Origin of the sequence: Mycobacterium sp. (genome assembly GCF_035653355.1) — a bacterium.
GTDB lineage: Bacteria > Actinomycetota > Actinomycetes > Mycobacteriales > Mycobacteriaceae > Mycobacterium.
On the sequence record NZ_DASRBZ010000117.1, the window covers coordinates 1 to 13,249 of the forward strand.

Genomic DNA, 13,249 nt, shown 5'->3' on the forward strand with positions numbered 1-13,249 from the left:
GTGAGGAGACGTGATGATCAAGCATGTCGCTGATAACGCCTGCTAATTAGGACGCAGTGCTCCACCGCCGCGTGGCGCTAACCAGGGGCGCCCCACGCAGGGGCCATCGGCACCCTTACCCGGCTCTGTGCCGGGCCGCACCGCAGGAATACGCCAAGAATCCTTCAAGCCGTTTGCCGGAACCTTTGTGTACCGGCCGCACCGACCGGTTACAGCGACCAACCGACGCCATCACGGCACTTGACCCCAATCTCGCCCGAAAGAAGACAAAGACCATGACGACACAACAACCGCCAGCTGGCTGGTACAAGGACCCCACCGGCAAGAGTGGCCAAATGTATTGGGACGGCCAAAAATGGCACCAAGACATGACCGCCACACCCCCGAGCGTCGCCGCACCTTCCACCAGAGGACCGGCTGCCCAGGCAAAGCTGGCGCCGTTGCCCCGAAACCAAGGCGTCGCCGCTAACGCGCCTCAGCAGCCTCCCGGCAACTCCTACGTGTACAAGATGCCAATCCTCTACGCAATTGGCGGCCTCCTGCTGCCGCCGCTCGTACTGTTCCTGATGGGGGGCGACAGGAAGACGTGCCTCATCATGCTTTGTATGTGGCCAGTCATTTTGATCTTGATGTTCGCGTTATTTATCGGAGTGATCCCCATGCTCGGCCTCTACATCTGGTCAGCAGTGGCATGCCACCAGGAGGCTGTCAAGCAGAACCAAGCCCACGGTTACGCGTAGAGCCGACATCGTCCGCGCGGTGTTGACTGCGCCGTGTTCTGGAAGCTTCTGCCGATCGCCGCACTGCCGGCGATGGTCTAGCTGGATTGCAGCAATCGGCATACCTTCCCTGCGCGAAGGCGCCGCTTGCCCGACGGGTGAAGCGGCGTTGGTTGCTGCGAGCGCCGTGGGGCCGGCCGACTGACGTCAGTACGCGGCGGGTGGCCGAGGTCCCAAGTCGGCGATCGTCGTCACCGGTTGGCGCGGCCGCGTCACAATAAGAGCCTGACATCGTCGATGATCTGGAGGGCTCGAAGCGCCATGGCCGATAGTCGCCTCGAGTTCGGTCTCCTGGGACCGTTGTCGATGACCGTAGCCGGCAGGCCAGTGGCGTTAGGTACGCCCAAGCAGCGGGCGGTGTTCGCCATGCTGCTGATCAACCGTAATCGCGCGGTCGGCACGGATTCGCTGGTTACCGCCGCCTGGGATCAATCCCCGGCGCCGGCGGCACGCGCAAGCATCCACTCCTACATTTCCAACCTGCGCCGGATCATGGGCGCCACCGAGGTGGACGCGCACACGCTATTAGCCAGCGCACCCCCGGGGTATCGCCTCAGTGTCGCCGACGGCGACTGCGACCTAGACCGTTTCATCACCAAAAAGACGGCGGGACTTCGGGCCGCCGCCGCAGGACAATTCGATCAGGCCAGCAGCCAGCTGGCAGCCGCGCTGGCTGAATGGCGCGGACCGGTACTTGACGACTTACGCGATTTCGCTTTCGTCGAGCCATTCGCCGCCGCGCTGACTGATGACAACGTGTCGGTTCATAGCGCCCGCGCTGAAGCCGAAATCGCCTGCGGACGCGCCAATGCCGTGATCGGTGAGCTCGAAGTACTTGCCGCCGAGCATCCTTACCGTGAGCCTTTGTGGGCGCAGCTGATCACCGCCTATTACGTGGCCGAACGCCAGTCCGACGCTCTCGAGGCCTACCGGCGGCTCAAAACGGTGCTGGCCGAGGATTTGGGCATCGACCCCGGCCCCACGATCGAGGCGCTGCACACGCGAATCCTCCGCCAGGAGCGCCTGGACACGAGGCACGCCGCCAAGACCACGGCGGCCCGCACCCTTGCCACCGCGCACACCGTTTTCAGCCGCCAGTCTGCGGTCGCCGGCTTGCGCGATCCCGCCGGACAGCGCTACCCGCTACAGGCACCGGCCACGCGGATAGGGCGCTTGGCAGACAATGACATCGTCCTCGACGACGCCGAGGTCAGTCGGCATCACGCCGTAATCATCGATACTGGAAGCAGTTTCATGATCATCGATTTGAGGTCAGCCAACGGTGTGCTGGTGCGGGGTCGGCGACTGGATCCCAGCGCGACGCTCGCCGATGATGACCACATCCGCATTTGCGGCCACGAGTTCACCTTTGAGCTCCAGCCATAACCAGATCAGCCATATTGCCGATCCTGAGCCCTATTGGTGCTTGCTACCTGGGCCGAATTGACTCAACGGCGGCTCGGATAACCTGCGGGTGAAAAAGTCTTGAGTCAATGACACTTTCGACACCTTACTTTCGTGTGCGTCAGCCTTCGGCTCATCTGACGCGATCGGCGGCTCCTCCTGCATTTTTCACGCGCTATGGGCGAGGTCGCGGCCACAGTGCCTGCACACCTTAGCGCCTTGGGTAAATTTCCCGCAGGCCGCACATTTCTTGTAGTACCCGTCGTCGGTCTTGACGCGCGCGACTGGCCGCGTTTCCTGCGGGGGTACCTCAAACTCGGTCGGCGGCGGTGCGTCTTCCTCGTTGCTCGTGCGACCACGGACGTACCACACCGCGCCGAGGACCACGGCAAGGACCGCGAGCACGCAACCAGCTGCTGCCCAGCCATTTTGACCAGTAATACGTCCCAATAGCGCGAGAATCTTTGCAATAGCTCCAACAGCGGGGCCTACGTCCGCTGCGTAATACTTCGCAGTGAACGTTTTCCGTTCTTGATTTCTTCTCCGGCCCGGAGATCATCCCGGGATGAGTTTCGCGTCCCGCGAGCCACTGCAGGTAATCTGCGGGCCACCTTACCTAGTCGGTGGCTTCTCCTGCACTTTCTTCGGCGGTGCACCTTGGAGGCTCGCTTCGTAGTTCAGGAGGGCGGCGAACTGGTTCGCGTGCCTGAGATTGAACTCGGCGTCAAATGCGCCGCGGTAAACAAACTTCGTGGCGGGCCCTTCGATCCTGATCTGAACAGTCTGGCCCGTTATCACCGTGGCGGTGAGTCCTTGCAGCGGGGTGCGCTGGGCGTTCTCCTCGTAGCCTTTGATCAGCTCGGTCCTAGTGAGGCGAAGTTCGTGGAACGCAAAGATGACGCCCTGCGCGCGGTTCTGTTCTCTCGGGTTAAAGGCGACGAGTTTCTTGGTGGCGGCGCGGTGCTTGCGGTAGCGCGAGGCTTGGCGAAAGAGGATCACATTGAGAAGAAGCTGCAATCCGAGAGCGTCTAAAGCGCTGTACCCCAGTATGCGGCCCATGACTTCACCGCTGTCGACCTTCGCCGCTCGACGAATTACCTTCATTTCCTCGCTATCGAGTCCATGCTGGCTCCTCGCGATCCTCCCGCGAATCATGACGCGCAGCATGCAGGTCGCTGATAGGCCGAATACCACGATCCAGATCCACCAGGGAGTGCCCATTCGTCAGGCCTTTCTCGCGTATGTGCTCCATCATGCTCTGAGGTCGGTCGTGATGGATAGCGTTGCCTAAGGTGCATCAGGACTCTTGAAAGATTCTTGGCGGACTTCTGGCGCCTCGGTAGCTAAAGCCTTCGTCGAGCAATCGCTATCACCGTCAGGTAAGGACAACGAACCGCTTCTTGCGGCCCGTCAACGGCCATCGCCAAACACAACACCGCAGCGACAGCACCAACACGACCCGTTTGCTAGCTGCTCTTAGCGGGCGGGTCGGCGCGTCAGATGTGCGTTGCATTGCTCGCATGAGAATGCCTCGTGGCTGACTGGCACCGTCTGGACATGCTGGCAAACCCAACACCTCACATTCGTGGTACTCGTGTTGGTCTTCTCTGCGGCCTGGGCTTTAGCGAGCTTTCGGGCTGCTGACCGGTGGGCTATCACATAGAAGGCCATAAGTGCCCAAAACGCGAGCCATGGCGCCTCGAATACCCAGCCGGTGATCGTTCGCGCTAGCGATGGGTTAGCGGCTCCAAACCGAAGGGCCAGATATGTTCCCAGGAACCATGGCCAGGCGAAGAAGGCCAACTTGACGACGTTGCCAGGGGTGGTTGCCAGGACGTTGAATGCCATTTTTGAGTCCGTTCTGACGAATGTCCTCCATCATGCTTCGAGCTCGGTCGTAGTGGCAGACAATGCGCAGGATGCGGCAGGATCCTTGAAAGATTCTTGGCGAGCTTCTTCGGTCGAGCTGCCTATCGGCGCCGTAGTAGGAAGAGCGGTCGGCGCCTCGATGGCTAAAGTGTTTTTCAACCAGTCAATGACGTATTGCTCGAGACGTTCTGGGATTGGCGAGAACAGCAACTACACGATGGCACCCTGATTCGTCTGAGATACCCCGTAGAAGGCATGTGCGACCTGCCGTTAACGCATATCTGGAAATCGCGTATAGCTGAGCGCCTTCCTGCTTGGTAATCTGCGTACCGGTTGCCGTGCCCGCCCGCGCTTTTCCAAGAATCCGCCAAGGCAACTACGGCACCCTCACGCGGAGCATATGATTTCGTCCTTCGGATACGGCGGTTCCGAGTGTTTAGGAGGTTGTGGCGATGTGGCGGCAATTGTCAGGGTCGGAGAAGTTCCGATTCGTCGGACTTCTTTTAGGGCTGCTGGCAGGGGTCTTGGCGTTCATCCTCGGCGCGATGATCGGCGGCTTGGGGGGCTGGCTTCAGGCCGCCGCGGCGGCGTCAGTGTTTTTCACATGTGTCTCGCGACTGAACAAGTTGGCCGCCCGGGCTCGGGGCACGGGTGCCCCGCAGACCGACACGACCGAGACGCGGCCCGTCTCGCGCGTCAAGGCCAACGACGGATACTTTAAAAAGTGCGCGGCCTGTGGGAAATTCACCCGCGATGCCAAGGTGTGCAGGAACTGTGGCCGAGACCTCACCGATAGAATGCACCGCAGGTAGAAGCGCAGGAGAAGGCGCCTACCACGTCGGGATCCGCGCAAACTGATGCGCACGAGAAGTCCGCGAACGCGCGATGTCACAATTGCCAACATGGGCAGGCGGTGCCGCGAAGCCAACCGACATTCACGTGACAGTGGACCACTGTCTCCACAACGACGTCGTGATCGGCATAGCAGCCGCAGCCGTCCGACGAGCGGTGTCTGCAAGATCAAGAATGTGCTTAGGCCAGTCGGTGACACCGTCGGGTGAGGACAACGAATGGCTTCTTGCGGCCCGTCAACGGCCGAAGCCAAACACGACACCGCAGCGACAGCACCAACACGACTCATCTGCTAACTGCCGTTAGCGGATGCACTACGGCTCTTCTGATGTGCCTTGCACTGCTCGCACACGAATGTCTCTTGGCTGACTGGCACCCTCTGCACATGCTGGCAATGCAGACACCTCACCTCCGCGGTAGTCGTGTCGATCTGCGGAGCACCTGACGTAGCCGGCGGCTTCTCCTGCACTTTTTTCTGCGGCGGGTTGTACCAGAGAATCAAAAATAACGCGAAAAAGGGCGCGAACCCAGGGCCGCCATAAATGAGGAAAATGAGGAACCCGCCGAGGAGGAACCCGAGCTTACCCCCTATATAGAGGGGCGCATGAAATGCGAACAAGCTGACAATGCCGCCGACCAAGGCGGCCACGATGGTTAACCTTAAGGCCACCTTGTACCCCAGCCCGGCCTCGTGACGCCGTAGCGCCATCTCTTCCTTATCGCGTCGGCTCTTTGCTGCCATTTGTGAGGCCTTTCTCGCGAATGCGCTCCATCATGCTCCGAGGTCGGTCGTGGTGGTAGACAATGCGCAAGCTACGGCAGGACTCTTGAAAGATTCGTGGGGAGTTTCTTGCGGTCGGCGCCTCCGTGGGGGGAGCGGTCGGTGCCTCCGTGGCGAAGGTATTTTTCGCGCAATCCATTCCAGCGTCAGATGAGGACGACGAACGGCTTCTTGCCCGTCAAGGCCCAATGCCAAACACGACATCGCTGCCACAGCACGAACACGCGAAGTTTGCTAACTGCTGTCAGGGGGCTGTCAATTGGCCAAGTACGGCGCTTCAGTTGCGACTTGCATTGCTCGCATACGAATGCCTTTTGGCCGACTGGCACCGGCTGCGCATGCATGGCATTGCAGACGCCTCACGTTCGTGGACTTCTCGTGCGCCTCAGCCTGTGGGCGCCCGATGTAGTCGGCAGCTTCTACTGCAGCTGCTTCGGCGGTGCACCTAGGTGGCTCGCTTCGTAGTTCAGGAGTGCGGCGAACTGCCGCGCACGCCAGGGGTTGAAACCGGCAATGACGTCATACGGCATGGAGTACACGACCTTCGTATCTGGCCCTTCGATCGTGATGTCAACAGTGTCGGTCTTCGTGACCGTAGCGGTGAGCCCTCGCAGCGGAATGCGCAGAGCGCCAGTCCCATAGCCCTTGATCAGCTCGGTCCTAGTGATGCGCAGCTCATAGAAGTGGTAGATGACACCGTCTGCGCGGTTCTGTTCTCTCGGGTCAAAGCCGACAACGTTCTTGACGGCGGCGCGGTGCTTGTAATAGGCAAAACACACCAACAAGAGCAAGATCAACCCCAACGGGGGGAACAAGATCATGCCCAACGCGGACAAGACGAAGGGCGACCGCGCCGCTCGGCGCGCTACCGCTATCTCCTTTCTATCGAGTCCGCTCCGGCTCTTCGCAATCATCCCCGCGATCAGGCCGATCGCTGGGACGCCGAACACCACGATCCAGATCCACCAGGGGTGTGTGCCCATTCCTCAGTCCCTTCTCGCGGGATGCGCTCCATCGTGCTCCGCGGTCTGTCGTGGTGGCCGACAATGCGTAGGGTGCGGCAGGATTCTTGAATGGTCCTTGGCGAGTTTCTTGCGGTCGGCCCCCTAAGGCCAGTCGAAAACTTGGTAGCCAAGCTCCGAATGCAAGTCGCGGCCGCGTTCAGCGCCAGCAACCGCTCTCGACGTGGTTGATGAATTCGAGGCCCCGTAGGCTGACCGACGCCATCAAAGGCCGGCATCGCGGTCTCGGCGGGTCAGAACCGCACCTACGAGTTCTCCGCGCGGCCGCCGAGGTGCTTGGCGAGGAACCGGTCGGCCCGGTGGTAGAAGTCCAGCCGATTCTCCGGCTTCGCCAGGCCGTGACCCTCGTTCTCGTACATCACGTATTCGTGATCGATCCCACGCTCTTTCATGGCCGCGACGATCTGTTCTGACTCTGACCTTTTCACGCGTGGATCGTTCTCTCCCTGGGCTATCAGAATGGGAATCCTGATGCCGTCGACCCTCGACAACGGCGAGCGCGACCACAGAAAGTCCTTGTCCTCGCCAACTCGCTTGTGCCACATCGCGATCATCGGCTTCCAGTACTCGGGAAACGAGTCGATGAGCGTATTCAAATTCGACGGGCCGACCATCGATATCGCGCACTTGAAGACGTCAGGGGTAAACGTCGCACCGATCAACGCGGCGTACCCGCCGTAGGATCCACCGTAGATGGCAACGCGCTCGCGATCGACAATGCCTTGCGCGACAAGGTAATCGACGGCATCGAGCAGATCGTCGTGCATCTTGGCTCCCCACTCGCGGTTGCCCGCGTTGAGGAAGTCCTTGCCGTATCCGCTGGACCCGCGGAAGTTCAGCTGCACACACACGTAACCGCGGTTCGCAAGCCACTGCGCCTCAGGATCGAATCCCCAGCCGTTGCGGGCCCATGGCCCGCCGTGCACTGTCAGGACCGCGGGCAGGTTGGTGCGCTCGACCTGCGCTGGAAAGGACAGGTAGCCGTGAATCGTCAGCCCGTCCCGTGCGGTAAAGCTGAAGGGCTCCATTGACACCAATGGATATTCGTTGAGTTGCGGCCGGTGGTCAAATAGGAACGTTGCCGCCTTCGCATTACGGTCCCAGGTGTAGAACTTCACGGGTCCGGCATCATTATCGAACGCGACAAGCCACGTCTTGTCGTCGTCGCTTCGGTCGCTGATCACCAGTTCGCCCGCGCTAAGTAGTTGCAGCGCTTCGATATCCCCGCGGATCGCATCGTCGAAGATCTGGTACTCCAGCCGATCACGGTAGACCGTCACAGCCTCGACCTCGTACGTGTCAGGGTTCAACAGCACGCCCGCGATGTCGTAGACCGGATCCTCGGCGATCACCTCCGCTGCACCCGTCGCGATATCCATCTCCACCAGGCGTCCGGTGTTGCAGTTGAGGGAAGTCTGCATGTACATGCTCATGCCGTTTTTCGTGAAGGCGACCGGACCCGTCGACTCCGCGTCCTCCGGCGGTACCTCCAGCAGCGGTCGCCATTCCGACGATTCGTCATCGCGCACCATGATCACTGCGCCACCATCCGGTAGCGGCGTCACCGCACCGCGCACCTTCAGGTCGGTGTCGACGACCCAGGCGACGAAGCCGGGGTTGCCGACGATCTTCTCCAGACTTCCCGTCATCAGGTCCAGGTGGTAGACGTCGTGCAGCTGTGGGTTGTCCTTGTTCAAGCCGATGAGCACATCGTTCGGAAAGTCCTTGCGGTGGGCGATGAGCCGGCATTGCACATCCTCGAGGGGAGTGAGGTCACGCTCGACGCCTGTCTCCAGATCGACGTCGTAGAGCCGGAAGTTCTCGCTTCCGTCTTTGTCCCGTAAATACATGATGTGGCGGTTGTCGTGAGGCCAGAGGTAACCCTGGATGCCGCGGTTGGTGTCGTGGGTGATTGGCCGATCTTCTCCCGTTCCGGCATCTCCGACGAACACGTTCATCACGCCGTCGAGCGGCGCCATATATGACAAGCGCTTGCCATCCGGCGAGAGCTGCGCCGCGGCGCGCTCCGGATTGCCTAGCAGTACCTCCAGCGGGATGAGTTTCACATCGGCCATGGCGGGGCCTCCACTGTCGGCGTTGAGCTCAGATCCTAAGTCGGCGGCAGCTTGACGGCAGACCAATTCACGAAGCTGGGTGAAAAGACTCCGAACCCCCGAAGCGGGATTGTTTGGGGACTGGTGTCGGAGCTCCAAGGATTTGTCAAGCATCCGCTGTGATCTTCGGCATGTCCGAGCGAAACCCAAAGCGGCAAAGCATCCACCGCGATCGCCACGGACTGCTCACTCAGAAAGGAAACCAGCAGCGGAATGGGTGGTCTCAGTGGTCTCTGGCAGACCGACAACTACGACGTGGGATTGGGCCTCGCCATCGGTATTCTGGCCTGCCTTCCCGTCTTAACCGTCATTTACTTCGGGGAGAGCACACGGTGTGCGCCGCTGCGGGCCCAATTGGGGCACTTACGGGTTCGTCTACGAGACAGATTTCGGTTCGAGCGATACGAGACGAAAGTTACGACTTCTCTAAATGCTCGACACCGCCTTGCAAGAGGCCGAGCGGACACCGGTGGAGCGGCTTCCACAGCCGCTTCATGACTCGCGAGAGTTAAGCGTCCCCGGCGATCGCTTAGGGCCGCGCTCAAGTAGTCGATCTGCGGTTTTCTTTCCGTCGAGGGTCTACCCTCGCCCTACCACGCGTCTTATGCCCGAGGGCGCGCCCGATGAGCCGGCGGGCTGGAAATGCGGGAGAGCCGACCTAGGGGAACGGTCAGACCCGGGAGAAGGGGGCACACGTCATGCCAGACCAATTTGGGTCTGCTGGGAGGGCGTCGCCGCTGCCGCCGGCGGGTTGGTATCCCGATCCGCAGGGATCTAGTCAGCGGTATTGGGATGGCACTCGCTGGACCGAGCACCGGATGCCCGCCAAGCCGACACGTAAGCGGGTGCCTTGGTGGCTTGTTGTCATCCTGTTCCTGATCGCTGCACTGTTGTTGTTCTTCTTCGGATTCTTCAATTTCGGCAACGCAATCTTCAGAGGGAGCCCCTCAGCGCCTGCGCCCGCAGGGCCCAGAGCCGCTGCACCCGGAATGTCCGGTGCGTCTGCCGCCCCCGCAGTGCCTGCGCCGCCGGGGTCGAGTTCGCACACAGCCGGCAGCGTGAGAATCATCATCGACGGTCAAGAGAAGAGCGTGCAGGGCACACTCTGGTGCGCGCAGCGTCCCGACGGCAAGTTCGCGTTCGGGATCAACAACGTTTTCGGAGTGGTGCTCACACCTGGCACGCCGCCAAATGTGGACTCGGTCGTGTTTTCCCAAGGCCCGCCGCCCAATCCCCAAAACGGCATCGCCGGGCTTGGAATGGAGTTCAACGCGAACGGCCCTGAGCCCGGCCAGGCCAGCGCCACGAAGGACGGCAATTCCTACACGATCAAGGGCACGGCTGCAGACGCAGCGTCCGCTTACACCACGACCAGACCATTCGAGATCGACGCGACCTGCCCGAGCTAGGCCATCTTTTCCGTGATCTGCAGCCGCCCCAACGCTTTTCGGACCTTGGCGGCGTCGATCGTCGCCCAGAACGGCGGCAGCGAGGCGCGAAGATAGCCGCTGTAGCGCGCGGTGACCATCCGGGAGTCGAGCACCGCCACCACGCCGCGGTCCTCGACGCCGCGCAGCAACCGCCCCGCGCCCTGCGCCAGCAATAGCGCCGCATGGTTGGCGGCCACCGCCATGAACCCGTTGCCACCATGCGCGGCCACAGCGCGCTGGCGGGCACTCAGCAGCGGGTCATCGGGCCGCGGGAACGGAATGCGGTCGATGATGACCAGCGACAGCGACGGGCCTGGTACGTCGACTCCCTGCCACAGCGACAAGGTGCCGAACAGCGATGTGGCGGCATCGGCGGCGAACTGCTCGATCAACGCGGCGGTGCTGTCGTCGCCTTGACACAAGATCGGGGTGGACAACCGTTCCCGCATGGCTTCGGCGGCGGCCCGTGCCGCGCGCATAGACGAAAACAGGCCCAGGGTGCGTCCGCCGGCCGCTTCAATGAGTTCCGCGATCTCGGCCAGCTGCTCAGCCGAGCCTGTGCCGTCCCGGCCGGGTGGCGGCAGATGTGCTGCGACGTACAGGATTCCGGCCCTGGTGTGCTGGAAGGGCGATCCCACATCGAGCCCTCGCCAGCGGGGCTTCTCTCCGTCGTCGCCGGTCAGACCCCATGCAGTGGCCATGCCGTCGAACGATCCACCGAGCGCCAACGTCGCCGACGTCAACACCACCGTCGACCGCGCGAACAATCGGCTACGCAAAAGCCCGGCTACGGACAGCGGAGCCACCCGCAGCGCCGAGCGGACCGAGCCGCGGCTGTCGTCGTGGTCGAGCCATACCACGTCGGCGCGATCCGGGATCGCCGGAGCGAACGACGCAAGGATCCGCGACGCGGTATCGCCGACCTCGGTCAGACTGGCGACGGCCTCCAGGCGCGCCGAGGCCGCCTTCGGATCGCTGGGCGAGGTGTCGATGGCCGACCGCGCGGCATTGGCGGCGTCGCGCAGTGCGGTCAGATGGGTGGCCAGCTGGTCGTCGAGGTAGTCGACGCGGCCGGGCATCGCGTTTTGGATCGCTGCGGTAAGCGTGTTGGACGTGGTCTCCAAGCGTTCGGCCAATTCCGGATCGACCAATCTGCTGACGCGCCGCGCCGCCGCACTCAATGCGGCAGGGGTCAGTTCTCCGGTGGCCACCGCCGTCACCCGGTCCACCAACTCGTGTGCCTCATCGACCACCAGCAGTTCGTGATCGGGCAGTACGGCCGATTCGGAAATGGCGTCGATGGCCAGCAACGCGTGGTTGGTGACGACGATTTCGGCGCGCCCGGCAGCGGCTCGGGCACGTTCGGCGAAGCATTGGCTGCCGAACGGGCAGCGCGCGACGCCCAAGCATTCCCGCGCCGACACGCTCACGTGCGCCCACGACCGATCCTGCACGCCGGGCTTGAGCTCGTCACGGTCACCGGAATCGGTTTCCGATGCCCAGGCCGTAATCCGTTGCACGTCGCGGCCGAGCGCGGTGACGGCCTGCGGCTCGAAGAGTTCGTCCGGGGGTGCATCGGCTTCGCCGCCGTTGTGAATTTTGTTGAGGCACAAGTAGTTATGTCGACCCTTCAGCAGCGCGAATCGAGGACGACGGGGTAGCGCATCGGCGAGGGAGTCAATCAACTGCGGCAGATCGCGATCAACGAGTTGACGCTGCAGGGCGATCGTCGCGGTCGACACCACGACCGGCGACTCGTCGGATACTGCGCGAACGATGGCTGGCACGAGATACGCCAGCGACTTGCCGGTGCCGGTGCCGGCTTGGACGGCAAGGTGCTCTCCGGTTTCGAACGCATGCGCCACAGCGGTGGCCATCTGAAGCTGGCCGCTGCGTTCACTGCCGCCGATTGCGGCCACCGCGACGGCCAGCAGATCAGGCACTGAAAGGTCGGGCGTGGCTACTCCTGCCTTTGCTTACGGGTGACGGCCGGGATCTGCCGGGTTGGGATCGCCGGATCGCCGTGCGACAACATCAGACCCTCCCACGGCAGGCTGCGCAATCCCGATGCCACCAGCTCCCGTGCGAGGCCGAGATCCACATCGGCCACCGCCTTGCCGCCGCGCACCAGCGGGACTGTCAACACGCGGCAGGGCTCGGCCAGACCGGGCGGTTGACCGGCAGGATGCACGACCTCTTCGGTGATCGTGCCCGTCGGACGGGAAACGCGCACCGCTTCCTTGCGGCCACCCTGGGACTCCTTGTGGCTGCTGCGTTTCTGCACCGGTATGCCGTCCACCTCCACGAGCTTGTAGATAATGTTCGCAGTCGGCGCGCCCGACCCAGTGACCAGCGACGTGCCAACGCCGTAGCTGTCGACCGGATCGGCGCCCAGCGCGGCGATCGCGAACTCGTCGAGATCGCCGGACACCACGATCTTGGTCCGGGTCGCACCCAGGTGGTCGAGCTGCTCGCGAACCTGGCGGGCTAGCACGCCGAGCTCGCCAGAGTCGATGCGTACCCCGCCGAGCTCGGTGCCGGCCGCCGCCACCGCGTTGGCCACGCCGGTAGTCACGTCATAGGTGTCCACCAGCAGCGTCGTTCCCGTGCCGAGCGCGTCGACCTGGGCGCGGAATGCAGACAGCTCGTCGGGCCCGTCGGAATGCGTGTGCAGCAAGGTGAACGAGTGCGCCGCGGTGCCTTCCGCCGGCACGCCGTATCGACGCTGGGCCTCCAGATTGGATGTCGCGGCAAACCCGGCGACGTAGGCCGCGCGGGCGGCGGCGACCGCGGCCTGCTCATGCGTTCGTCGCGAGCCCATCTCGATCAACGGACGGTCCCGCGCGGCACTGACCATGCGAGCGGCAGCCGACGCGATTGCGCTGTCGTGATTGAAGATTGACAGCGCCAGCGTTTCGAGCACGATGCACTCAGCGAAGCTGCCACGCACTGAAAGCACCGGCGAACCAGGGAAATACAGCTCCCCCTCGGCGTAGCC

The 13,249-nt window shown here is 62.5% G+C and carries 9 protein-coding genes; 3 read left to right on the plus strand and 6 right to left on the minus strand.

Annotated features, from left to right (window positions below; genetic code table 11):
• Positions 1-275 precede the first annotated feature (275 nt).
• Complete coding sequence (locus VFA16_RS03665; RefSeq protein WP_324966507.1) at positions 276-740, plus strand: DUF2510 domain-containing protein; 465 nt, start codon at positions 276-278, stop codon at positions 738-740.
• Positions 741-1,040: 300 nt separating this feature from the next.
• A complete protein-coding gene (locus VFA16_RS03670) occupies positions 1,041-2,165 on the plus strand; it encodes a BTAD domain-containing putative transcriptional regulator (protein WP_324966508.1) in 1,125 nt (374 codons plus the stop codon).
• A 630-nt stretch (positions 2,166-2,795) separates the two neighbouring features.
• Here the strand turns inward: VFA16_RS03670 and VFA16_RS03675 are convergent.
• The 4 genes from VFA16_RS03675 to VFA16_RS03690 all read right to left on the minus strand — a co-directional run bounded on the left by VFA16_RS03675 (position 2,796) and on the right by VFA16_RS03690 (position 8,782).
• Positions 2,796-3,404, minus strand: a complete 609-nt coding sequence (locus VFA16_RS03675) for a hypothetical protein (RefSeq protein WP_324966509.1) — start codon at positions 3,402-3,404, stop codon at positions 2,796-2,798.
• A gap of 1,792 nt (positions 3,405-5,196) precedes the next feature.
• A complete protein-coding gene (locus tag VFA16_RS03680; protein ID WP_324966510.1) occupies positions 5,197-5,646 on the minus strand; it encodes a hypothetical protein in 450 nt (149 codons plus the stop codon).
• A 458-nt stretch (positions 5,647-6,104) separates the two neighbouring features.
• Complete coding sequence (locus VFA16_RS03685; protein WP_324966511.1) at positions 6,105-6,668, minus strand: hypothetical protein; 564 nt, start codon at positions 6,666-6,668, stop codon at positions 6,105-6,107.
• A gap of 284 nt (positions 6,669-6,952) precedes the next feature.
• A complete protein-coding gene (locus tag VFA16_RS03690; RefSeq protein WP_324966512.1) occupies positions 6,953-8,782 on the minus strand; it encodes a S9 family peptidase in 1,830 nt (609 codons plus the stop codon).
• 737 nt (positions 8,783-9,519) lie between these two features.
• On the opposite strand from VFA16_RS03690, the gene VFA16_RS03700 reads away from it, so the two are divergent.
• Positions 9,520-10,230, plus strand: a complete 711-nt coding sequence (locus VFA16_RS03700) for a lipoprotein LpqH (RefSeq protein ID WP_414687631.1) — start codon at positions 9,520-9,522, stop codon at positions 10,228-10,230.
• Here VFA16_RS03700 and VFA16_RS03705 read toward each other — a convergent pair.
• Positions 10,227-12,194, minus strand: a complete 1,968-nt coding sequence (locus VFA16_RS03705) for an ATP-dependent DNA helicase (protein ID WP_324966513.1) — start codon at positions 12,192-12,194, stop codon at positions 10,227-10,229. The two genes, VFA16_RS03700 and VFA16_RS03705, sit on opposite strands and share 4 nt — an antisense overlap.
• A 17-nt stretch (positions 12,195-12,211) precedes the next feature.
• Positions 12,212-13,249: nicotinate phosphoribosyltransferase (locus VFA16_RS03710; protein ID WP_324966514.1), on the minus strand; the 1,038-nt coding region annotated here is incomplete at its 5' end.